This window comes from Pseudomonas sp. GL_139_B (assembly GCF_057834475.1).
The window spans coordinates 3,880,819-3,903,196 of sequence record NZ_CM174403.1 but is presented as its reverse complement, the minus strand read 5'-3'; the positions used below and the strand labels follow the sequence as shown (position 1 = coordinate 3,903,196).

General features: G+C 58.3%; 20 protein-coding genes. 18 read left to right on the top strand and 2 right to left on the bottom strand.

Features of this window, described 5'->3' with window-relative positions; translation table 11 throughout:
• Nucleotides 1-15 precede the first annotated feature (15 nt).
• The 18 genes from AC3ISI_RS17680 (at nt 16) to AC3ISI_RS17595 (ending at nt 19,166) form a co-directional block, all read left to right on the top strand.
• A complete protein-coding gene (locus tag AC3ISI_RS17680; protein WP_489333101.1) occupies nt 16-978 on the top strand; it encodes a flavin reductase in 963 nt (320 codons plus the stop codon).
• Complete coding sequence (locus AC3ISI_RS17675) at nt 975-1,907, top strand: fumarylacetoacetate hydrolase family protein (RefSeq protein WP_489333100.1); 933 nt, start codon at nt 975-977, stop codon at nt 1,905-1,907. Before AC3ISI_RS17680 ends, AC3ISI_RS17675 begins: the two co-directional genes overlap by 4 nt.
• Before the next feature lie 33 nt (nt 1,908-1,940).
• On the top strand, nt 1,941-2,555 hold the full coding sequence (locus AC3ISI_RS17670; protein WP_489333099.1) for a glutathione S-transferase family protein: 615 nt from the start codon (nt 1,941-1,943) through the stop codon (nt 2,553-2,555).
• Between the two features lie 16 nt (nt 2,556-2,571).
• Entirely contained in the window at nt 2,572-3,483 is a 912-nt protein-coding gene (locus AC3ISI_RS17665) for a LysR family transcriptional regulator (protein WP_489333098.1), read from the top strand.
• A 495-nt stretch (nt 3,484-3,978) separates the two neighbouring features.
• On the top strand, nt 3,979-5,688 hold the full coding sequence (locus tag AC3ISI_RS17660) for a DUF1302 domain-containing protein (RefSeq protein WP_489333097.1): 1,710 nt from the start codon (nt 3,979-3,981) through the stop codon (nt 5,686-5,688).
• A gap of 11 nt (nt 5,689-5,699) precedes the next feature.
• Complete coding sequence (locus tag AC3ISI_RS17655) at nt 5,700-7,067, top strand: DUF1329 domain-containing protein (protein ID WP_489333096.1); 1,368 nt, start codon at nt 5,700-5,702, stop codon at nt 7,065-7,067.
• A gap of 44 nt (nt 7,068-7,111) precedes the next feature.
• Entirely contained in the window at nt 7,112-8,227 is a 1,116-nt protein-coding gene (locus AC3ISI_RS17650) for a WD40/YVTN/BNR-like repeat-containing protein (protein WP_489333095.1), read from the top strand.
• A 51-nt stretch (nt 8,228-8,278) separates the two neighbouring features.
• Entirely contained in the window at nt 8,279-10,753 is a 2,475-nt protein-coding gene (locus AC3ISI_RS17645) for an efflux RND transporter permease subunit (RefSeq protein ID WP_489333094.1), read from the top strand.
• Between the two features lie 8 nt (nt 10,754-10,761).
• Entirely contained in the window at nt 10,762-12,096 is a 1,335-nt protein-coding gene (locus AC3ISI_RS17640) for an MFS transporter (protein ID WP_489333093.1), read from the top strand.
• Between the two features lie 151 nt (nt 12,097-12,247).
• Nucleotides 12,248-12,721: a VOC family protein gene (locus AC3ISI_RS17635; RefSeq protein WP_007947356.1), complete on the top strand. Its 474-nt coding sequence runs from the start codon at nt 12,248-12,250 to the stop codon at nt 12,719-12,721.
• Between the two features lie 68 nt (nt 12,722-12,789).
• On the top strand, nt 12,790-13,314 hold the full coding sequence (locus AC3ISI_RS17630; RefSeq protein ID WP_282481673.1) for a nuclear transport factor 2 family protein: 525 nt from the start codon (nt 12,790-12,792) through the stop codon (nt 13,312-13,314).
• A gap of 124 nt (nt 13,315-13,438) precedes the next feature.
• A complete protein-coding gene (locus AC3ISI_RS17625) occupies nt 13,439-13,795 on the top strand; it encodes a DUF4286 family protein (RefSeq protein WP_489333092.1) in 357 nt (118 codons plus the stop codon).
• 20 nt (nt 13,796-13,815) lie between these two features.
• Entirely contained in the window at nt 13,816-14,307 is a 492-nt protein-coding gene (locus tag AC3ISI_RS17620) for a VOC family protein (protein WP_489333091.1), read from the top strand.
• A 73-nt stretch (nt 14,308-14,380) separates the two neighbouring features.
• The gene (locus tag AC3ISI_RS17615; protein ID WP_489333090.1) at nt 14,381-15,256 is read left to right on the top strand and encodes an SMP-30/gluconolactonase/LRE family protein; all 876 of its coding nucleotides are present in this window, start codon (nt 14,381-14,383) and stop codon (nt 15,254-15,256) included.
• A gap of 70 nt (nt 15,257-15,326) precedes the next feature.
• On the top strand, nt 15,327-16,118 hold the full coding sequence (locus AC3ISI_RS17610; RefSeq protein ID WP_489333089.1) for an SDR family NAD(P)-dependent oxidoreductase: 792 nt from the start codon (nt 15,327-15,329) through the stop codon (nt 16,116-16,118).
• Nucleotides 16,115-16,918, top strand: coding sequence for an SDR family NAD(P)-dependent oxidoreductase (locus AC3ISI_RS17605; protein WP_489333088.1), 804 nt, complete (start codon nt 16,115-16,117; stop codon nt 16,916-16,918). Before AC3ISI_RS17610 ends, AC3ISI_RS17605 begins: the two co-directional genes overlap by 4 nt.
• Nucleotides 16,919-17,209: 291 nt before the next feature.
• Nucleotides 17,210-18,199, top strand: a complete 990-nt coding sequence (locus AC3ISI_RS17600) for a LysR family transcriptional regulator (RefSeq protein ID WP_489333087.1) — start codon at nt 17,210-17,212, stop codon at nt 18,197-18,199.
• On the top strand, nt 18,192-19,166 hold the full coding sequence (locus AC3ISI_RS17595; protein ID WP_489333086.1) for a LysR family transcriptional regulator: 975 nt from the start codon (nt 18,192-18,194) through the stop codon (nt 19,164-19,166). The genes AC3ISI_RS17600 and AC3ISI_RS17595 overlap by 8 nt, the downstream gene beginning before the upstream one ends.
• Nucleotides 19,167-19,207: 41 nt before the next feature.
• On the opposite strand, the gene AC3ISI_RS17590 is transcribed toward AC3ISI_RS17595, so the two are convergent.
• Nucleotides 19,208-19,762, bottom strand: coding sequence for a nuclear transport factor 2 family protein (locus AC3ISI_RS17590; protein ID WP_489333085.1), 555 nt, complete (start codon nt 19,760-19,762; stop codon nt 19,208-19,210).
• Between the two features lie 124 nt (nt 19,763-19,886).
• Complete coding sequence (locus tag AC3ISI_RS17585) at nt 19,887-22,232, bottom strand: CocE/NonD family hydrolase (protein ID WP_489333084.1); 2,346 nt, start codon at nt 22,230-22,232, stop codon at nt 19,887-19,889.
• Nucleotides 22,233-22,378: the final 146 nt, after the last annotated feature.

The following is a 22,378-nucleotide window of genomic DNA, read 5'->3' as shown; positions in this document are numbered from 1 at the left end:
CTGGAGGCATTCAACATGACGACTCACACAGCAACCCAAACAGAGCCTGCCAAGGCTGGCCCAGCCTTCGACGGCCGAGCCTTGCGTGACGCTTTCGGCTCGTTCGCCACCGGCGTGACAATCGTCACCACCGCCGGGCCAGGCGGCGTGGACATCGGTTTGACCGCCAACAGCTTTTCCTCGGTGTCCCTGGACCCGCCGATGGTGCTCTGGAGCCTGGCGCGGACCTCCTTGAACATGGATGCTTTTCGCAACAGCGGGCATTTCGCCGTGCATATCCTCTCGGCCGATCAGGAGGCACTGTCGGGGCGCTTTGCGAGCAAGGGCATAGACCGGTTCGAGGGGCTGGCGCTTGATCGGGGACCGGACGGTATTCCAATGCTCAAGGAGTGCATGGCCCGCTTCGCGTGCAAGCTGGCTTATCAATACGAGGGTGGCGATCACGTCATCTTTGTCGGCGAGATTGTCGATTTCAGCCATTCTGCGCGTAAACCCCTGGTCTTCCACGGCGGGCGCTATGGCATGTTGTTGCCTAAGCAACCCGTGACCTCGGTTGATGAGTTCAGCAACCTCACCCCCGATGATTTGTTGTATCAGGTGTCTAACGCCTACTTCCAGACCCGGCAGACCGTGATTGAAAAACTTGAATCCCGGCAGTGGACGGCAGAAGAGTACGCGGTGCTCAGCATCATTGGTCGTGAGGACGGTCTGTGCGTACCGGAGATCGTTGCGCGCAGCGAAAAAGTTCGTGGCCAGGGGATTTCCGCTGCGATTGTTCACAAGCTCATCGAGCGTGGCTTGCTGCACGAGGTCGACTCCAGCGATGGGCATGTGGCAATCAGGTTGACCCCTGAGGGACGTCTTTCAGTCCTGGAATTGATTGCCATACGCAAGTCGAGCGAGGCCGATGTTCAAGGCAATCTGGACCCGAGCGAAGTGCAGCTGTTGAAGCACCTGCTGGCAAGGCTCGCTGCATGAAAATCGCCCGCTATCAATCTGCTGCCGGCCCCGAGCGGCTCGGCATCGTTAGCTCCGTGTCGGGCCGTGAACTGCTGGTTGATGTTGCCAGGGCTGCCACCGCCGGGGGTGGTCCGGGTACGCCGACGTCGGTGATGGCCCTGATCGAGGGCGGCGCAGCGGCGATGGACGCCACGCGCGAGTTGCTCGCCTGGGCGGCAGAGCGCCAGGATCCCGCCTGGATGGATGACCCTGCTTGCGTTGAGTGGCTGACGCCTGTGCCAGCGAAGTCGATGTTCTGCGCAGGCCGCAACTTTGGCCGGCACAAGCTGGAGTCGATGAAGGGCGATACCGCCAACGCCAGCAAGTTGCACAGCGACTTCCCCACCGGCTTCGTCAAGTTGGGGCGCACCCTGGTCCCCCACAAAAGCCCGGTTAAGCGGCCCGACGATGTGCTCGATTTCGACTACGAAGTGGAGATCGCCCTGGTGTTGGGCAAGTCGATTGATGCGCGAAGCGAAGTCGATCCCGCCAGCGCGATCTTCGGCTACACCATTTTCAACGACCTGTCGGCGCGCGAATGGCAGCTTAGCGAGATGCAGAACGGCATGATCATGCTCGGGAAGAACTTTCCTGGCTTTGGCCCGATCGGCCCCTACATCCTTACCGCCGACGCGGTGCCGGACCCCACTGGCCTGGTGCTGTGGCTGAAGGTCAATGGCGAACTGCGCCAGCACTCCGACTGCCGAGACCTGATCTTTGGTTTTCCGGAAATGGTCGCGTTCTGGTCGCGTTTCGGCCTGGTCCCCGGCGACCTGATCAGCACAGGTACACCTGAAGGTGTGGCGCTGCACCACAAGCCCGATCCACGCCAGTGGTACCTCAAGCCTGGCGACCGGGTGGAAGCGGGCGTCGACGGTATCGGTGTGCTGGAAACCTTCATCGTCTGAGTAACCCATTCCCCATCACTTCTGGAGTGTTTTATGAAATTGTATTTTTTGCCCGGTGCCTGCCAGATCGGCATCCATGCCTTGCTCGCTGAAATTGGCAAGCCGTTCGAAATCGAGAAGGCAGCGCGCCCGGGAACGCCGGAGTTCGAGGCTTACACGCAGATCAATCCCAAGGGCAAAGTCCCGGCGCTGATTCGCGATGACGGATCGCTGCTCACCGAGTTCCCGGTGATCGCGCTCTATCTCGCGCGCACGAATCCCGAAAGAGAGCTGATCCCGACGGATACCGAAGGCGAAATTCGTGTGTTGGAAATGCTCGAATATTTGGTATCTACCGTGCACATGCAAGGCTACACTCGCGCTCGCCGGCCGGAGAAATTCACGCCGAGCGAATCAGACCACGCGGCTGTAAGGGCGCAGGGCCTGAAAATATTCCAGGCCGGTCTCGACCGGGCAGAACGACAGATCAATGGCAAAGATTGGTTATTCGAGAAAATGACCATCGCGGACTTTGCACTTTTCTATCTCGAGCACTGGTGTGTGCTCAATGGAATCGGTTCGCTGGGTCCAGCTTGCCAGGCACACCACGACCGCCTGTGGTCGAAGGTCGAAATCCGTCGCGCCGTCGAGTCTGAACTCCTCACCTGATTTCGAGCGCTGCACCATGGACATGCTGTTGAAGCTGAAGGCTTTCGTCGTGACCGCTGACACCGGTAACTTCTCTGCCGCCGCGCGTACCTTGCATACCTCGCCCTCCGTCATCATGAAGCGGGTCGACGAGCTCGAGTGGGATTTCAAGACGACCTTCTTCGACCGCTCGACCCGGCGCCTGACGCTGACCGACACGGGGCAGAGTTACCTTACCCACGCACGGCAGCTGCTGCGGTCCTACAGCGACATGGTCAGCGGAGCGATCCTCAACCCCGGCACCATCGAAGGGCCGATCAGAATCAAGGCCCCGGCCGTTCTGATCCGGCAGGGTCTGGGTGATCTGTTCATCCGTTACCGCGCGCAGCATCCGCTGGTCCAGCTGGAGATCATCGCGTCTGACCGGGGCGGCAATCCGGCGGAGGAGGGCTTCGATATCTCGGTCGGGATGGACCAGATGACCTATCCGGACGTCGTCGAGCAGGTCATCCGGCCTTTTCCGCGGCTACTGTGCGCAGCGCCGGCCTATCTCGCTCGCTGTGAACCCTTGTTGCATCCCCGCGACTTGATCCATCACCCTTGCCTGACGTTTTCCCTGGCCGGGTCCATCTGGGGATTCAACTCGCCAGAGGGACGCATAGAGGTGGACGTGCGCCCAGTCCTCATCACCAATGACGAGGGCTACTTGTGCGCCGCCGCTCGCGATGGCCACGGGATTATTCAACTGGCACTGCCGATTGTTGCCGATGCGCTGCAGGCCGGGCAGCTGGTGCCTGTGCTGGAGGAATTCGCCCTGGTGGAACGCTGGGTGAAAATCATGGTGCCGACTGCCCGACTGGAACTGACGCGGGTAAAGCTGCTGTTCGACAAAATGGCGATGCACCTGACTTCCGCTCGTGACGAAGGAGTGGTCCCCGAAAGTCATTGAAGCTTTGTTGTTTGCGTCATATCCATCCGCTCGCTCAACGCCTGCACCTGTGAACTGCCTTCGGTCCGGTGACGCTGCAATGGCGCACTGAGCGCTAGCGAACGCCCATATTTCCCGCCGCAATTCTGCCAATTAATACGCCAATCAGGCAGGTGCAGACGTGGGTGTTTGCTCCTCCCCCTGCAGAACAAGCGGCCTGACTCAACCATCAGTTTTCTGGCTGCGGTGCAGCGGGTTTTATCATTGTTCATGCCGAAAAGGGGCTGCATATACTCGGGCCAACACAGAAACACAGTCAGGGCTGAGGATAACAAATCAATCTCAAACCACGACTCTGTGTTGCCTGCACAACGATTCGCTCGTGCATGAACTCAAGCCGGTGCCACACATCATGGGAGGTATTTCTTGTGGGTCGCTGTGACTGGCCGATGTTCATGCAACTGGCCAATCAGCAACCGGAGTTCATGCGTCACACAATCTCTCTAGGTAGCAATAATGCAAATAATAAAAATAAGATTTGCAGCACCGCAAGACGTTCTGTACCGCCAAAGCATTCGATCCGTGGTGGTTGCGACCAGTCTGCTGGCTGCTGGCACTTCACTCGCGGCACCGATTGACGTTGGCAATCCCGACATCAAGCTGCGCTGGGATAACACGGTCAAATACTCCGCCGGTATGCGTGTCGAGAACCCAGATGACAAGCTCATCCAGTTCGTTCCCCCTACGCGCACTAGCGGTGCTGGCCCTGCGGCACTTAACGGGGATGACGGCGACCGCAACTTCAAAAGCGGCCGACTCATTTCTAACCGACTCGATCTGCTGTCCGAGATGGACTTGGTCATACACCAAGATTACGGTCTGCGTGTAAGCGGTGCGGCATGGTATGACGACGTCTACAACCATAAGAATGACAACAACTCTCCGGCGACCAACAACTCGCTGTCGGTGCCATACAACGAATTCACCGATGACACCCGCGATCTGCACGGCCGCAAGGCTGAGCTCCTGGACGCCTTTGTCTTTGGTGGCGCGGACATCGGCACAGCCCGCGCGAGCGGCCGTCTGGGCCAGCACACGGTGCTCTGGGGCGAGAGCCTGTTCTTCGGCGCCAACGCCATTGCCGGTACCCAGTCTCCAGTGGATGTGATCAAGGCGTCCTCGGTGCCAGGCTCCACCACCAAAGAAATCATCATGCCGGTGGGCCAATTCTCGGGCCAAATCCAGTTTTCACCAGAGCTGACCGTGATGGGTTACTACCAATACGATTGGGAAAAGACCCGCCTGCCTGCAGCCGGCAGTTACTTCTCGGTGAACGACTTCATTGGCGAGGGTGGTGAGCGTATTCGTGTCGCGCCCGGTGTGCCTGGTCTTGGTTTGTCACGCGGGCAAGATATCAAGGCCAGCGATGACGGCCAGTTTGGTCTTGGCTTGCGCTCTCAGTTGGGCGATTGGGAATTTGGCCTGTATGCGATCCGTTTCCACGCCAAGACGCCTGTGCTTTATTCCCATGCGGGGCGGACCAACGTTGTCGGTGCTGGGATCGGGACGTACCAGTGGGTTTATCCAGAGGACATCAAGGCGTTCGGTGTCAGTGCCACCACCACCGTGGACACGGTCAACTTCGCCGGCGAGCTCTCTGTGCGCCGCGACACGCCGCTGACCAGCCTGCCGGTGGAAGTTGGAAATAAGGAGGCGGACAACAACAACCACGCGTTTTATGCCATCGGCAATACGGCCCATGCCAACGTGTCCATGATCTGGACTATGCCGCGTAACTTCCTGTCCGACGAACCTAGTTTCAGCATGGAAGTGGCCTATAACGAGCGGACCAGTTGCACTAGCAACTGCACTGCCATGGACCCAGGGTTGGATCGACACGCGGAAGCAGTGCGAGGGTTATTTTCAATACCGCAGCGCAACGTGATGGACGGCTTGGACCTTACCCCATCCTTCACCGTTGGATACAACCATGGCAAGTCACCCGTAGTGATCATGGGCCCCAACGATGGCGGGGACATGACCCTCACGCTTGCCGGCAACTATCTGAGCGTTTGGGATTTCTCGATGGCCTACACCCACTACTACGGTGCCGAAAACACCGCCACGTATTCGTCCATCGATCCCACCGTAAACGGCACGTTCACCTTCGCCCAGACCTTGAAAGATCGTGATTTCGTTTCAGCGTCGCTGCGTCGCACCTTCTAAGGGAAAACAACATGACTATTTTCACTCGCATGACTTTGCTTGCCCTGGCGTGCGCCACTCTGGCGGCGCCGACTGTCCAGGCCGCTGTTTCGGCTGACGAAGCGGCCAAACTCAAGACCACCCTGACTCCGCTGGGCGCAGAGCGTGCCGGCAACAAGGATGGCACCATTCCGGCGTGGGACGGCGGTTATCCGGCGGATGCCTCGTACACCTCGCCGGCGATTCCCGACCTGTTCGCTAAGGACAAGCCGCTGCTGACCATCACAGCGCAGAACGCTGCGCAGTATGCGGACAAGTTGACCGAAGGCACGATGGGACTGTTGAAACGGTTCCCGAACTTCAAGGTCCAGGTATTCCCGACCCGGCGCACCGCGGCGGCGCCACAATGGGTGTATGACAACACATTTGCGAACGCTACCCGGGCGACGATAGACCCAACTGGTGAGCTCGGTCCTTTCCCCAAGGGTGCCTTCGGCGGTACCCCGTTCCCAATCCCGAAGAACGGCGAAGAGGCGATCTGGAATCATCTGCTGAGATGGACGAGCCCTGGTTACCAAACGGCGCCTAGCCTGGCTCGCGTTACTCCTGAGGGCAAGGTAATCCCGGTTTCGCAGAACGTGGCCAAGAGCTCGTTCCCGTACTACGACCCGAACAGCAACCTGGAAAAATGGCAAACCGCTGGTTCCAACATCGTAGTGCGCCGTGTAGACACCTCTGGTCCGCCCATCCGCGCCGGAGAGATTCTCCTGCAGCGCGTCAACATCAACGACATCGAGTCCAAAACCTGGGTGTACCTGACCGGCCAGCGGCGTGTTCGTCGTCTACCGCTGACCTGCTGCGACGTGCCCAGCCCGGTGGCAGGCGGCATCCTGAATTTCGACGAGGTCGAGGTGTACTCCTCTTCCATCGGCCGTTACGACTGGAAGCTGGTGGGCAAGAAAGAAATGTACGTGCCATACAACACCAATAGTTACCACCAGGCAGCGTCGCTCGACCAGCTCATGACAGCGCAGACCGTGAATCCTGATTTCGTGCGCTTCGAGCAGCATCGGGTGTGGGTGGTGGAGGGCACACTCAAGCAAGGTCAGCGTCATGTGGTTCCAAGAGTGCGTGTGTATCTTGATGAAGACACCTGGATTGCTGCCGCGGGCGAGCGTTGGGACGCCCAGGGGCAACTCTGGAAGGTCACTTATAACTTGCCAACAGTGTTCCCTGGGGCGCCGGGCACCATCGTTGCAGGCTACATGTCCTACGACCTGATCGGCGGTGGCTACTTCGCGTCCGCTTATTTCCCTCGTGAACAACAAGTCAACCTTAAAGCCTCGTTGCCAGACCGGATCTTCACTCCCGAAGCCCTTGCTGGAGAAGGCGTGCGCTAAAAACTGTATCTCGCTTGAACAATGAATCTGATGAGATAACCGGTATGAATAACAATAACAACAATGAAGGCGTCGACGGGTCGCGTCGGGGGCTGTTGCTGCTGGGCATGGGCCTGGGTCTGCAAATGCTGCTGGCCCCGACCATGGCGTCCACCACAGTGGCGTTCGCCTCGGCAGCCCTGAGTGGGCCGCTGCGCGAACCTGCCACTATGACCCCTAGGGCAGCACGCGCTGTGCTGACCCGGGTGGTCCTGGCCGGTGATCGGCTGGTGGCGATCGGTGAGCGCGGCATGGTCGTGCTGTCTGACGACGGTGGGCGCCAGTGGCGCCAGGCCCGTGTGCCGGTCAGCGTGACCCTGACTTCGGCGAGCTTCGCCGATGCTCGTCAGGGTTGGATCGCTGGCCACAGTGGTGTTGTGTTGCATACCTCTGACGGAGGCGAAAGCTGGTCGCTGCAGACAAACGGGGTGGCGCTTGCTCAGGCCGCCCTGGTGCAGGCCCAAGGCTTGCCGGTTGCCGATTCAGATCGCGAACGAAGCATCCAGGAGGCCCAGCGCCTGATGGATGACGGCGCGGACAAGCCCTTGCTGTCGATTTGCTTTGCCGACGCCCGGCGCGGAATGGTGGTGGGCGCCTTCGGTTTGGCGGCCATCACTGACGACGGCGGCAAGACTTGGACGCCTTGCCGGGATCGTCTGCCCAATCCCATGAGCCTGCATCTGTACACGGTTGCCCGGCATGACAAGACCTGGGTGGTGGCCGGCGAGCAGGGCGTGCTGATGCGCAGCGGCGACGACGGCGCCAGCTTCCAGTCACTGGCTTCGCCTTCCGGACGCACCCTGTTCACTGCTACAGCCACGCAGGAGGGCGGTTTTGTCTTCGCCGGCCTGTTGGGCGCGGCTTGCCGCATCGCGCCAGGCAGCACGGCTGTCAGCCCGATCGAGCTGTCGGCACCCTTGACGATCCTGTCCAGTGTGCAACTGCGCGATGGTCGGGTGATTCTGCTGGCGCAGGGCGGACGAGTCCTGGCCAGTCGCGACGGTGGTGCGCACTTCGCCGAGCAGCCGCTCGCGCGACGCGATCCTCTGACTTCACTGGTCGAAGCCGCAGACGGTGGTCTTGTTGCCACCAGCCTGGGCGGGGTTGCCCGGCTTGGCTGACGACATGCAATTCATTGATCCCGCGACGCGCCACAACAAGAGTCCAACGACATGACCACTGTGACACCTACCGAGACCGCGGATTGCCGGCTCGAAGACTTTGACCCGCGCTCTGGCTCCCGGCTGGAACGCGCCGTGTTCAACCACCGCATACTGGTGCTGTTGCTGTGCGTACTGGTCACCATCATGCTCGGCGTCAGCGCGTTGAGCCTGAAGCTCAATGCCAGCTTCGAAAAGACTATTCCAACCGCTCACCCTTACATCACCCACTACCTAGAGCACAAGAAAGAGCTCACCGGCCTGGGTAACTCGGTAAAGATCGCGGTAGAAGCACGCAAGGGCGACATCTACAACGCGAGCTATCTGGAAACGCTGCGTCAGATCAACGATGCCGTGTTCATGTTGCAGGGCGTGGATCGCGCTTTCATGAAATCACTGTGGACGCCCAACGTGCGCTGGACTGCAGTGACCGAGGATGGCCTGGACGGCGGCCAGGTGATCCCTGCGCACTATGACGGCTCGCCGGCCAAACTCGAAGAGTTGCGCATGAACGTGCAGCGCTCGGGCGAAATTGGCCAGTTGGTTGCGGCCAACGGCGGTTCCACTGTCATCCAGGTGCCGCTGCTGGAGCACGATGCTTCCGGCACGCCGCTGGACTATGCGGCCCTGTCCGAGCAACTGGAGCAGCTGCGCGCCAAGTACAGCAGCGACGAGGTGGCGATTCACATCACCGGCTTTGCCAAGCTGTCCGGCGACCTCATGGATGGCATGCAGGAGGTGATCGGGTTCTTCTTCATCGCCCTGGTCATCTGTGCCGCGATGGTGTTCCTGTACAACCGCGACGTGATCAGCACCTCGCTAGTGGTGATTACCTCTGTGACCGGCGTGCTGTGGCAACTGGGCTTGCTGCCGCTGCTGGGGTATTCGTTGAACCCCTATACCATGCTGGTACCTTTTCTGATCTTCGCCATCGGTATCAGCCATGGTGCGCAGAAAATGAACGGCATCCTGCAGGACATCGGGCGCGGGACACATCGCTATGTGGCGGCCCGCTATACCTTCAGGCGCCTGTTCCTCGCCGGCCTCACCGCGCTGCTGGCTGACGCCGTAGGCTTCGCGGTGCTGCTGATGGTCGACATTCCGGTTATCCGCGAACTGGCCATCGCCGCTAGCCTGGGCGTGCTGGTGCTGGTGATTTCCAACTTGATCCTGCTGCCCGTGCTCTTGAGCTACGTGGGTGTCAGCCGTAAAGCAGCCGAGAGGGCCGTGCGCCGGGAAGCGGCCAACGCGGCGGGGGAGAGCAGTGCCTTCTTCATCTGGCTGGTCAGCTTCACCGAGGGCCGACGCGCAACGCTGGCGATAGTCGTGGCGGCGGTTCTGGCGGTGATGGGCGTTGCCATCGGCACCCAGCTGAAAGTCGGCGACCTCGACCCTGGGGCTCCGGAACTGCAAGCCGATTCGCGTTACAACCGCGACGTGAACTATCTGACTAAAAACTACGGTGCCAGCAATGACCTCTTTGCTGTCATGGTCAAGACGTCTGAAGGCAACTGCAGTCAGTACGATGTACTACGTCGGGTCGACCAGCTCGAATGGGAGCTGATGGATTTGCCCGGTGTGGAGTCCACCCAGTCGATTGCGCGGCTGCAGCGGCGCCTTATGGTTGGCATGAACGAGGGCAGTCCGCTGTGGTACGACTTGCCGGGCAACCAGAACATGCTCAATACCATCACCGCCCGGGCACCGCGTGAACTGTACAACGAAGAATGCAACCTGCTGACGGTGTACGCCTATCTGCGTGACCACCGCGCCGAAACCCTGCAGCAGGTGGTCGACCTGGTCGAGCGCTTCGCCGCGAAAAACAATGACAAGGACGCTACCTTCCTACTCGCGGCCGGCTCGGCGGGGATCGATGCCACCACCAACATCGTGGTGCACAAGGCTTGGTACCAGATGCTGTTCATGGTCTACGGGGCTGTGGCGCTGCTGTGCTTCATCACCTTCCGCTCCTGGCGGGCGGTGCTGGTGGCCATGCTGCCGCTGATGCTCACATCTATTTTGGCCGAGGCGCTAATGGTGGCCCTGGGAATGGGCGTGAAGGTTGCCACCCTGCCGGTGATTGCGCTGGGCGTGGGCATAGGCGTGGATTACGCGTTGTACGTGCTCAGCGTGACCCTGGCCCGCATGCGTGCCGGCGCCACGTTGAAACAAGCCTACGCCACGGCTTTGCAGTTCACCGGCCGGGTGGTGTTGCTAACCGGGGTGACCCTGGCGGCAGCGGTCGCGACTTGGCATTTCTCCAGCATCAAGTTCCAGGCTGACATGGGGCTGCTGCTTGCGTTCATGTTCTTGTGGAACATGCTCGGTGCGTTGGTACTGATACCGGCCTTGGCGCGCTTTCTGCTGCCCGGCGCTCGGGAAGGTTCAATTGTCGAGACGACCAATGCAGCGCCCCAGCCTGCAGCATCAGCTCCTATCCCTGCGGGTCAAACTGAAAAACTGGTATATGAGAGATGCCTGCCATGACGCATTTAATGAGCGCTCAGTTATCGGGCCGCGCCCAGGTCAACGTCACGGATGTCATTGAAGGCAGCCGATTCAACTCCTTCAGCTTGCAAGTAGCGGTGATCTGCTTTCTTGCGATCGTGTTTGACGGGATCGACAGTGCGCTGTTCGGCACGTTGCTTCCAGCCATCATGGCCGACATGAAAATGGGTCCTGCCGAGGCGGGGATCCTGGCAAGCGTCGGGCATATCGGGGCCGTGGGAGGCGCCATCATCTTTGGCATAGCGGCGGATGCCATTGGTCGCAAGAGGATGATGCTGATCGGCATGACCGTGTTTATCACCTTCACGGCAGCCTGCGGCCTGGCTCAGGGAACCGTTGATTTCGCCATCTACCGCTTCATCGCTGGTTTCGGCCTGGCAGGTATCGTGCCGATTGCCGTGGCGCTGGTCTTCGAATACACGCCGGGCAAGTGGAAAGCGATGGTCTCCAGTGTGTCGTATACGGGCATCTCGGTGGGCGTGCTGTTGTCTGCGTTGCTCTCGATGGCGTTTCTGGCCACCGTTGGATGGAGGGCGATATTACTCGGAACCTTCGTTTGCATCGTTCTGGTGCCCGTCGCATTTGTATGGCTGCCTGAATCGATGTCGATCCTGGTGAAAAAGGGCAAAAACGAAGGCATTCGCAGGATTTTGGTAAAAGCAGATCCACAGTTTGTTTGCGCCGACAACGACGAATACGTACTGAAAGAGCCACTGGCCGCCAAGGTGCCGCTGAAAAGTCTGTTTCAAGGCGGCTACGGGCGCAACACGGTGTTTCTGGGTATTGGCATGCTCTGCATCATGATGATTGCGGTCACCCTGACCACCTGGATCGCGCAACTGATGGTTCAACGCGGGTACTCGCTGACCACCGGTGTGTCTTTCATCTTGGTGTTCACCTGCAGCAACTTCATTTCCACGCCCTTGGCCGGATGGATGGCAGGCCGAATGGGATACAGGAAAGTGTTCGCCATTTACATGCCCGTTCTATTTGTTTCGATTTCCCTGATTGGCGTGATCCAGGACCCGGTTGGCGCATTGATCTGTATGTTTTTCGCCGGATTTGCGGCAATGGGCGCGACCTGCATTTTATTGCCCTATGTCGGGTCGCTGTATCCCTTGAGTTTTCGTTCGTCGGCCATGGGCGTGATTTACGCCATTGGCCGGGTAGGGCCGATCATTGGCCCTGCAATTGCCGGTTTCATGTTGGCCGCAGGCATCAGTGTTCCGGTCATCCTGGTTTGCATGGCCGCGCCGAGTTTGGCAGCCCTCGTTGCTTTTCTGCTGGTGAAAGAGGCGCCTTTACAGACTGTTCAGCAGTAATAAATTTTGCAGTTTTGAGATGGGCTTGTTCTCGTTGCTTGCATAACGCAGCGTCGAACCCGGCTGTTTCGAATTAGATGTATGAAGCATTAAAAGTTTTACCCCAGTGTTTAACTAACTTGTATTACTAACTGAAAGCAGAGGAAATAACATGGATCGCTACATCAACAGATTGTTCCACGTATGCATCACCGTTGCCGATATCGAAGCGGCACTTGAGTTTTACTGCAATGTTCTCGGACTTGAGTCCATCGGCAAACTGCGTGGCGAAAGAGCCCCCGGCGAAATCCTTGGCTTCCCGGGTCAAATCATCGAAATCCATGCTGACCACCTCGTCGGCAAGGAAAAGGAAAACGCCACCGTCATCGATCTCATCGAGTTCGTTGAGCCAAAGACCGTCGTCAGTACCACCCCCTCTGCACCGTTAAACCATGCCGGTATCAACCGCATGGCTTTTGGTGTGGACAACACCGATGCCATCTATGAGAAGCTGAAAGCTCGTGGCGACATCGTTTTCCTTTGCGAGCCACAAACGGTGATTGCTCCAACGGGCGGAAAATTCAAGATCCTGACCTTCAAAGACCCCTTCGACAACGTCTTGGAAGTCATTGAATACTGCAAGTAATAGGTCGTTTGTTTCGAAATGCCAGTTGGCTGCGACTTTACTTACCCTGGCAAAACGGAGAGTTTTAAATGAGTGTTACACAAGATAAATCCGAAATTATTGACGTCATCAACCTCTATGGCGTCGCGCTGGACGCTCACGCCTGGGACTTGCTGGACGAGGTGTTTACCGAAGATGCCCATGCAGACTTCGGCCCGGCCGGCGCTGTCTGGAAGTCGGTGGGTGCGTTGAAGTTCGCCTTCAAGGATTTCCACGAAACCCTGACCAATCACATGCACACGATGACCGGCTCCTGCGTTCACGTGGATGGCGACACCGCCTATGCACTGACCTATGGCGATTGGCTGCTTTCCCGCGATTCAGCTGTCGGCGGTCCTGACTGGGTTGGCCGTGGCTGGTACGACGATGTATTGGTCCGCACCGACAAGGGCTGGCGCATCAGCAATCGTGTCTGCCGATTGATTTCCTGGACGGGCAATCCGAATGTGCCTGAGCCGGCTTATGAACAGCACCCGGTGATGACGACCCACACGCTGCGCAGTCATCGTGAAGAAGGCAAAGTCCGATTCTTCGAAGCCATCGCCAAAAAGTAATAACTGAATAGTAACTACGGGTCCACTTCCGATTTTCGGACGGGAGTGGTCTTGGGTTTCTTTTGCCCGAATTTCCATTGTGCTGTTTTCGACTAGAGCAACTTTTCATATTGGAAGCTGAAAAATGAATGACCAGACGGTTATCTGGACAGTGGGTATCAATTGTCCTGCAGAAGACGAAGACAAGTTCAATATCTGGTATGACGAAGTTCATGTGCCCATGTTGTTGCAGGGCGATTGTGTCAGGAAAGTCACCCGCTTCAAGCTGGCCGAAGAGACCTATCACGTCGGCACGACCACTCAGCCTTGCCCGACTTACCTGACGATTTATGAGTTCGACAATCAGGCCAAGTTTGAAGCCTGGATGAACAGCCCTGCGCGCACGGAAGCAGGAGAAGATAAAACCAAGACCTGGGGCGACAAAGTCTATGACGTCCAATGGGCCACACGCTACAACCTCACCAATGCCTGGAATGGTTAATTAACGGACGGTAAACAGTTATGAACGCATTAGTAAAAAAACTTCTTCATGTTTGCATCACCGTTCCGGACGTCGATCAGGCACTGAAGTTTTACCGTGATGTGCTGGGCTTCGTTTCCACCTTTGAAACAAGGACCGACGAAGCGGACGGGCCACTGCTGGGTTTTGCCGAAGATGAAATCAGTATCTATGCGCACCACATCCTCACGGCAGGCGCAGATGCAAAACACGCCACTGAAATCAATCTGATCGAATACACCAAGCCCGCCACCATCGTCGGTGATGGTCCTTACGAGCTAATGAACCAGGTGGGCATTACCCGTCTGGCGCTGCTTGTTGAAAACACCCGTGAGGCATTTGAAAAGATCAGTGCCTATGAAGGTGTCGAAGTCGTTTGTGAGCCGAAAGACATCATCATCCGCAAGCCTGGCGGGAATCTTACGATGACCTGGTTCAGCTTCAAGGATCCCTACGGCGTGTTCATCACCATTGCCGAGCCGCCAAAGGCCTGAGCAAGGTCTGCTTCAACGTTGCGGTTCAGCTGCGGATTGCCTCATTCCAGTTCAATAGATTCCAGGAGATAACATGCAGATCGAAGTTCTGGTCGATGTAAAGACGACCATCGGCGAGGGTCCTGTATGGGACGTGCAGGAGCAGCGCTTGTACTGGATCGACGTGGTCGGCGGTCGCGTCTTTCGCTGTACCGCTGACGGCCGCGAGGTTCGTACGTGGGAAATGCCCGACACCATCGGGTCCATGGCGCTGCGTCGCGATGGCGGGGCAATCGTATCGCTGGGCTCGGGGTTTCACTTCCTCGACTTCGACACGGGCGAGACGCAGTTGATCGTCAACCCCGAGGCTGACAAACCGCACAACCGCCTGAACGATGGCAAGGTCGATGCCCGTGGGCGCTTTATCGTCGGCAGTATGGACACCCGCGAGGGTTTTGCCGACGGCACGCTGTTTCGGGTCGATCCCGATTTGTCGGTGCACACACTCGACTCGGGCTTTGCGATTTCCAACGGTCCGTGCTGGAGCCCGGACGGGTCGACGTTCTATTTCTCGGACACTTTCTCCGGTGAAATCTGGGCCTATGACTACGACTTGGAAACCGGCGCCATCGCCAACCGTCGCACCTTTACCAAGGCAGGTTTCACCCCGACGACAACCACCGACGGCTCGACAGTCGACGCCGAAGGGTTCCTCTGGAACGCCCAGGTCTACGCGGGCAAGCTGTGCCGCTTCGCGCCTGACGGCAGCCTGGATCGCGTCATCGAGATGCCGGTGAAAAAGGTCACCAGCGTCAATTTTGGCGGGCCGGACCTGGATACGCTGTTTGTCACGTCCATGGCCAAGCCGCCGTTGCCGCGCTATCCGGGTGACAATCAGATGCGCGGGAGTCTGTTCGCCATCCGTGGCCTGGGGGTGAAAGGGCTACCGGAACCGCGCTTTGGTGGCTGATCGGGTTAGCGCCGAACGAGATTCGGCGCGCCTTTGAAAGTGTGGTTTCTACAGGTACAGGATCGCTGCGATGGCCGAGTTCAAAGACAAGGTAGTGCTGATTTCAGGAACCGGCGGGCGTATGGGGCGAATAGCTGCCCAGATGTTTGCCAGGGAAGGCGCGAAGGTGCTCGGCTGCGATATCGCAATCCAGCGATCTGAAGAAACCTGCAGGCTGGTGAGGGCGGAGGGTGGCGAGATTTTTTCGCTGGAGCCTCTCGATCTGGCCAATCCCCTGGATGCGCAGCGATGGGCCGATGAAGCCGTATCGCGCTGGGGGCGAATCGACGTCCTTTATAACAACGCCGCGGGCGTCACCATTGCACCTTTCGAAAACGCCTCGATTGAGCATTGGAATTACACGATTCGCAACGAGCTGACGATCGCCTATGTGGCCGCTCGCGCGGTTTGGCCGCAGATGCTGGCCCAGAAAAAAGGCGTGATAGTGAACGTGGCATCGATTGCCGGCCATCTTGAGCTTTCCGGCTTTCCTGCCGTTGCGCATGGTGTGGCTAACGCGGGGGTACTGGCGCTCACACGCATGCTTGCCGCCGAAGGCGCACCCCATGGCATTCGTTCTGTAAGTATCAGTCCAGGACTGGTTGCCAATCCAGACGCGCTTCCCTCTGCGCTACTGGATGAGTATGGCTTACCGTCAGCGCGACCACTGTGGCGGCATGCGGCACTTGGCCGGCCGGCCCGAGCGGAAGAGATTGTCGAAACCGCGCTCTTTCTTGCGTCCGACCGAGCGTCCTACATCACCGGCACTGACGTTGCGGTAGATGGTGGAATGTCCAGCATCATCTGGAGATCAGAGGTATGAGCAGTCACACGCGGGACTTTTCACACGAATCTGCATACGCTAGAGGTGAAGAAATTATGCAAACCCATAAAAATCGCGTCGCCGTAGTTTCCGGTGCCGCAAAAGGCATTGGCCAGGAACTGGCGGTTCAACTCGCGCAGCGCGGTGCCGTGTTGGCGCTGCTGGATATCGCCGATCTTTCGCAGACCTGCAATCTGATCGAGAAGGCCGGTGGCAAGGCCATCGCCATTCATTGTGATGTCAGTAACGAACAAGACTGGATCGCTGCTGGCGCGGTTGTGAAGCAGGAATATGGTCGCTGCGACATCTTGGTGAACAATGCCGGGATCTACCCCAATGTGCATTTCGATGACATGGACTACAAAACGTGGCGGCGGACGTTTGAAATCAATCTGGACAGCATGTTTTTAAGCGCGAAAGTCTTCGTGCCGATGATGCGAGAGAATCATTGGGGCCGTATCGTCAATGTCTCTTCGACATCGATCGTCACCAACGCCGTAGGTGTCAGCCATTACATGGCAACCAAGATGGGCATCATTGGATTTACCCGAGGGCTTGCCAACGACTTGGGCAAGGACTTAATTACCGTCAATGCCCTCGCGCCAGCACTGACCGCGACACCGGGCACCAGTCATTTACCCGATGCGGTACGCGATAACCTTGTCAATCAACAAGCTTTTAAAAGAATGGCAGTGCCGCATGATATCGTCGGGCCGATCCTGTTTCTGACCAGTGAGGACGCGCAGTTCATGACCGGTCAATTGCTCGCCGTCGATGGCGGCATGATGAAAACCAGTTAAAACGAAAAGCAGCCTGCCGCGTCATTTTCCTGTCCCGGGATGCGCAAGGGGCAGCACAGGATCGGCAAGTGTACGCAGTCTTGCCGTCGTTTCGAGAAGCGTTCCATGCCTCCGGTCTCCACTTGAGCTGTCCGTTTCATACGTTTGGACACCGAGGTCCAGGCCGTCTACCTCTATCCCGCTCGACGCACTGAGTAGAGCTGGCAAGCCATTCCCGATATGGATAGAGTACGAACCTTCTATAAATTGTCGATTCCGCTCAGTAAGAAATAAAAAGAGACGATCCAGCGCATGATGCTCCCGAAGTTGATGCACATCCGCATGTTTGTTGCCGTGTACGAGGAAGGCTCATTCACTGTAGCCGCCAGCCGCGAAGGGTTGGGGCAGTCCGGCGTGTCTGCGCACGTGCGGCAGCTGGAAACTCAATTGGGCGTGAGGCTTTTTGCCCGGGACCGCGCGATTGTTCCCACTCCAGCTGGCCATGCTTATTACCAGCAATGTGTGCAGTTGCTGCGCCTGCATGAAAGCGCCTGTAACGCCGTCGGCCACCGCGCAGAGCCGTCGGGCGGCTCACTTCGCATAGGCATGATTCCAACAATGACCCGCTCGGTGTTCAGCCGGGCACTCCAGGCTTTCGAAGCGGCTTACCCCAACGTTTCCGTGCATCTTACCGAAGGTGCCGGCAGCGTGATTGCGACCGCGGTACGCCGCGGAATGCTGGATTTCGCCATCACGCAGCGCATGTCATACGAAGGTGGTGGCGCGCTCGGGTTGAGCACCTCGTTGTTCACAAGAACACCGGCGTTCCTTGTTTCCTCACCAAATTCTGGCTTGCCGCATTGCGAGCCGGTCCGCCTGAGCGACATCAAGGACTTGCATCTGGTTCTGCCCATCGGACGACGGCCGCTGCTGGAACAGTACCTGATCGATCACAAGGTTGAGGTCGTACAACGGCTCAACTGGTTCGAGTCCATGCTCGGCTGCATGGATCTGGTGCGTTCCAGCCACTGGACCGCCATTATTTCCGGCCTGTTCATCGCCGATGATTTGCGGCGCCGACGCTTTACCCTCAATCCGCTGGCCGACCCTATCCTCTGGGACGATCTGCTGCTGGTGGAACCGGCGCGCAAGCCCTTGTCCATGGTTGCCGAGAACTTCATCGAGTTTTTGAGAAAGGCCACCGAAGATATCAACGCGATCCCGATTCGTATCGCCCATGGCGAACAGTCGTCAAGCGTCGATCCGTCGTCCGCCTTCAATGAGATATCGCGCCATGAATGACTCGTTGCCCGGTCTGCGGGAGATGCAAATGTTCGTGGCGGTGTACGAGACACGATCGTTCACCGCGGCGGCGGCTCGTGAGTTCGCCACTCAGTCGGGCATCTCCCAGCACGTAAAGCAGATCGAAGAGATGCTCGGCGTGCAGCTTTTCGACCGCCAGAAAGGTGTGGAGCCTACCGAGGCGGGTACCTTGTTTTACCAGTATTGCCTGGAGTTGCTGACGGCCAACTCAAAAGCCCTGCTGGCGCTGGACAGTTTTGAGCAGGGCCTGTCCGGTGAAGTCCGATTCGGGGTAACTCCGACACTGGCGACCTATCAGCTCGCGCCGGCCTATCTGCGCCTGATGTCGCAAAACCCCAACGCCTCTATCGCTGTGATCGACGCACCCAGCAACATGCTGATCGACATGGTCCGGGCCGGCGAACTCGACTTTGCAATCATTCCGTCGATTTCGCAGCCACCGGCGGATCTGGCGACGACCGTGTTTGCCGCTACACCTGCGTTTCTGGTCACCTCAAATACCCATGAAAGTGGCTTCGAGCATGGCGAGTTCATTGAGCTCGACGAGCTGACGGGCCACAAGCTGCTGGCGCCTGACAGCCGCGAGTATGCGCAGTGGATCGGTTCGCAGATGGAGGCAATGTCGGGGCCGGGCCCTTGTTATCAGCTCGACGCCGTGCTGGCGACGCTCGACCTGATCAGGCAGAGCGAATGGATGGCGATTCTTCCTGGCCTGCTGTTCGTTCACGACTTCAGTGCAGACCCGGCGGAGCGGGACTTCAGGCTCAACCCCTTTTCCGGTTCGGGCCTGACGCTGGAGCTACTGTTGGTGCAGCCGGCGCGGCCAACGCCTTCCGAACTGATGTTGGCAGCGATCAGTGCAATCGAGCAGGTCACCCAGGAGCACATCAAGCTGCTGGGCAGTTTTCAGTCAGGCAAGCACCAGGCCGTTCGCAGGCTGCAATGAAAAATGGGTCCAGAGGGGCGTTGCCCCCCTGGCGGTCGCGGTCAGGCGTCTGCGAGTGATTTATCTGCCATCGGGGTACCGGAAAAACCGGCTACCTTGCGCAGTACCCGGTCAGTCCCGTCACGCGGGCTGCCGGAAGCATCCGGATGGTCGTCAAACCAGTTGCCCCTCGGATAGCGGTACATCAAGTCGACCATCAGACGACGCTCGGCGATCAGCCAGACACCGTCGCGACGTTCAAATCGGTCAAAGTATCGCGCCCATAACTTAACCGTATCGCCTTTCCAGTGATGCCGCTCCGAGGCGGCGTGATCAGCTTGCAGATAGGTTTCGACATAGGCGATCTCGGGGCCATCGAATTCGACCAGGCTGTTGCCGAGGAAATGCTGGGTGCGGTTGAATCGTGGCATTTCGTCAGTCAGGAACTGAAAGAATCCTTCGGCCCCTCCGACGTGCAGGCTTTCCGGAAAATGGATGTAGGCATCCTTATGGAAGGCGCCACGTACCAGTGACATGTCGATCCGGTCGAGACCACGGCAGTAGCGCAGCAGGACATCGTGGATTTCGGTGCGCGCGGCAAGTTCTTCGAGGGTCATGGTTATCTCCTGTACTCATTGTTATTGGACATGGGACTTTCGACTCGCGGCCTCGTGCATTGACGAGCCCGCGATGTGGCTATCGAATCAATATTCGGTATTGCTCAAGTGACGGTGGGCAGACTTACGAGCCCTTCGCCGGAACGATGGGCAACTGGATAAAGCCCGGGCGATCCGGCCCTGTGTAGATCGTGTTGCGTGCGCCGTCGTGGTAGGCACCGTCATAGCCGTGCCGGGGGCCGTGATCGACGCCGTCGAAGGGCTGAATGTCCACGCGCAGGCGGTAGCCCTTGCGGATCAACGCTGTGTTGGGAATGATCTCGATTTCAACCGGCACCACTTCGCCGCTTTCAAGCGGTGCGTAGTCGGCCTTGAGGTGCGTGTGCTTGACTGTGTAGTGGGTCGAACGCGTTGCATCGACCTTGCGATGTGACACCTTCAGCCAGCCCTTTGCCAGTGGGTAGTTGGGCACGTTCATGCCCATTGTGGTCGGCCCGGCGTAGTCGACCTCGCGGCCGGTCTCATCGAGTACCCGCAGGCTGACATAGATGTCCATGTCCTCACTGGTGGAGGACACCCACATCCTGGCCTTGCCATAACCGGCGAACACCATGTCTTCTGTCACCGGATCACTGATAAACGAGATGCCGGTCTTCCAGATTTCCTGTACCGAAGGCGGCTTGACGGGCAGAAAGCAGGGCGGCATGCCCGTGCGCAGCGCCAACGGGATTTCTGCAGAGTAATCCGCTTGGCCATCGACAGCCGGAGGCGCCTGCGACAGGCGCAGGAAGTCATCGCGATACTCGTCACCCTGCCAGTCCGATGGCGTGACGTCGAAGTACCATCGGGGGTAGGTCGTCCTTGAAATCGGCCATTCATGTTCCTCCTGAATCCAGGAGGCGCCATTGCCGCTGCGAATCTCCAGGCGCACTGGCGGCGTGTCCATGATGCCGTTGTCGATCCCTTTCAACCAATGGTCGAAGAACGCCCGATGATCGGCGATAGCGGTTCGCGAATAAGCTTTGGTGAACCAGTCTTCCCAGAAGTCGATCTTTCTGGACGTCGTGTTCGTAGCGAGATACGCCTCACTGCTGCCGAGTTGATGGAAGTGCGCCATGTGGGTGGTGCAGGCAATGGCCCAGAGCGGCACCTTGACCTTGCTCATGTCAGGAGTCATCAGGATCGTCGATCTGGGGCCGAATGCCACGGTGGTGTCGGAGTCCCTGAACGTGGCCTCTTTGAGCATCCCGATAAAGTCGACGGCATTGGGTTCACCGCACACGGCAGCCAGCACGCCTGCCTTGTACCAGTGGGTGAAAAATTCTTCGTTGAGGATGCCGCCGGTATAGGCAACCTCATCGTACAGATCAACATCGGTGCCGATGGCAATCATCGCTTTCAGATGCCGCGGTTCGAGGCTTGCCGCGGCGTGTTGGCTCATCGCGTAGTACGACATGCCCCACAGCCCGACATTGCCGTTGGACCAGGGCTGCACGCCCGCCCAGTCAATGGCATCGCGAAATGCCTCGGCCGTCTCGATGCCAAATGGCGCGAGTGTTCCCGGGTTCTTGCCCGAGCCAGGACCATCGACACGCACCAGTACGTAGTCGTGGGGCACCCAATCCACCGTGTTGGCAGTTTCGTGATTCTCGAACACTTGCCCTTCTGGATTGCCGTGGAAGTAGCGTTCCTCCATTTCTTCATGGGCATCGAACCCGGCGTCGTCTGCGATCGAATGATGATAGAACGCTCGGCCATAGGGACCGCAATTCATGATCACCGGGAACTTGCCTTCCTTGGCCGGACGGAACACATCCGCGTACACGTAAAGGCCGTTTTGCAGGGCAATCCTGACGTCTTTGAAACGCAGGATGCCCAGAATATTTCGACGCACTTCATTGCGTGCAGTCGCCGCATTACAAAGTTGGCGCGGTGTGCGATCGGTGAACACGCGGGCGGCCGAAAGCTCGGCGAGCAGCGTTGCGATCAAGGGGTCTTGTTCAAACTCGAGAACGGGGTTCAGGGCAAGGCCGGCAAAGGAAATGTCGTGGCGGAAATTGATGCGATATTTGCCAATGATTTCGTGTGCTGCAGGGTTAATGGCGATGCCGCCGTCCAGATTTCCATCGCGGTCAAGCGAGCACAGGAACCGTGCAATGTTGGTCAGCCCCGCATCGAGCAACTTGTTGATGCTGCCGTCTACGCGACTGACTATTTCTGCGAGGTTGATGCGGGGGGCGCCGAGTGCAGAACCGATCGAGGTGTTGCCGACAAGGAAGGCAATCCGTTCGCCCTCGCGGTAATGGAACTCACCCTTTTCGTTCGTCAGCCCGCTGAGGGTAGGGGTCTGGTATCTGAGGCCAGCCACCGGCCCGGAAAAAATGCCTGTTTGCAGCATGCTTGATTCGTTCCCGGTGTTTTCAACCGGCAGCAGGTGGGCGTGAGTAAACGTCTGCGGGGTATCGCTCATGAAGAGGTCCTCTTGTGGTGCAGATCTTGGTCTTGCTCAGTGCAGCGAGGCGAGTGTAGGTCTTAAAAATCAGAAACTCAACACGTGTTGAGTTATTGGGTGTAACCTTTGTCCATCGCGAAACAACGAAGAACAGGAAGCGTCGG

Excerpts from the sequence above, each read along its gene's own strand:
- AC3ISI_RS17615 (WP_489333090.1), top strand. The coding sequence starts at position 14,381 with ATGCAGATCGAAGTTCTGGTCGATGTAAAGACGACCATCGGCGAGGGT.
- AC3ISI_RS17640 (WP_489333093.1), top strand. The coding sequence starts at position 10,762 with ATGAGCGCTCAGTTATCGGGCCGCGCCCAGGTCAACGTCACGGATGTC.
- AC3ISI_RS17625 (WP_489333092.1), top strand. The coding sequence starts at position 13,439 with ATGAATGACCAGACGGTTATCTGGACAGTGGGTATCAATTGTCCTGCA.
- AC3ISI_RS17645 (WP_489333094.1), top strand. The coding sequence starts at position 8,279 with ATGACCACTGTGACACCTACCGAGACCGCGGATTGCCGGCTCGAAGAC.
- AC3ISI_RS17630 (WP_282481673.1), top strand. The coding sequence starts at position 12,790 with ATGAGTGTTACACAAGATAAATCCGAAATTATTGACGTCATCAACCTC.
- AC3ISI_RS17610 (WP_489333089.1), top strand. The coding sequence starts at position 15,327 with ATGGCCGAGTTCAAAGACAAGGTAGTGCTGATTTCAGGAACCGGCGGG.
- AC3ISI_RS17650 (WP_489333095.1), top strand. The coding sequence starts at position 7,112 with ATGAATAACAATAACAACAATGAAGGCGTCGACGGGTCGCGTCGGGGG.
- AC3ISI_RS17620 (WP_489333091.1), top strand. The coding sequence starts at position 13,816 with ATGAACGCATTAGTAAAAAAACTTCTTCATGTTTGCATCACCGTTCCG.
- AC3ISI_RS17665 (WP_489333098.1), top strand. The coding sequence starts at position 2,572 with ATGGACATGCTGTTGAAGCTGAAGGCTTTCGTCGTGACCGCTGACACC.
- AC3ISI_RS17675 (WP_489333100.1), top strand. The coding sequence starts at position 975 with ATGAAAATCGCCCGCTATCAATCTGCTGCCGGCCCCGAGCGGCTCGGC.
- AC3ISI_RS17590 (WP_489333085.1), bottom strand. The coding sequence starts at position 19,762 with ATGACCCTCGAAGAACTTGCCGCGCGCACCGAAATCCACGATGTCCTG.
- AC3ISI_RS17660 (WP_489333097.1), top strand. The coding sequence starts at position 3,979 with ATGCAAATAATAAAAATAAGATTTGCAGCACCGCAAGACGTTCTGTAC.
- AC3ISI_RS17605 (WP_489333088.1), top strand. The coding sequence starts at position 16,115 with ATGAGCAGTCACACGCGGGACTTTTCACACGAATCTGCATACGCTAGA.
- AC3ISI_RS17655 (WP_489333096.1), top strand. The coding sequence starts at position 5,700 with ATGACTATTTTCACTCGCATGACTTTGCTTGCCCTGGCGTGCGCCACT.
- AC3ISI_RS17585 (WP_489333084.1), bottom strand. The coding sequence starts at position 22,232 with ATGAGCGATACCCCGCAGACGTTTACTCACGCCCACCTGCTGCCGGTT.
- AC3ISI_RS17680 (WP_489333101.1), top strand. The coding sequence starts at position 16 with ATGACGACTCACACAGCAACCCAAACAGAGCCTGCCAAGGCTGGCCCA.
- AC3ISI_RS17595 (WP_489333086.1), top strand. The coding sequence starts at position 18,192 with ATGAATGACTCGTTGCCCGGTCTGCGGGAGATGCAAATGTTCGTGGCG.
- AC3ISI_RS17600 (WP_489333087.1), top strand. The coding sequence starts at position 17,210 with ATGATGCTCCCGAAGTTGATGCACATCCGCATGTTTGTTGCCGTGTAC.
- AC3ISI_RS17670 (WP_489333099.1), top strand. The coding sequence starts at position 1,941 with ATGAAATTGTATTTTTTGCCCGGTGCCTGCCAGATCGGCATCCATGCC.
- AC3ISI_RS17635 (WP_007947356.1), top strand. The coding sequence starts at position 12,248 with ATGGATCGCTACATCAACAGATTGTTCCACGTATGCATCACCGTTGCC.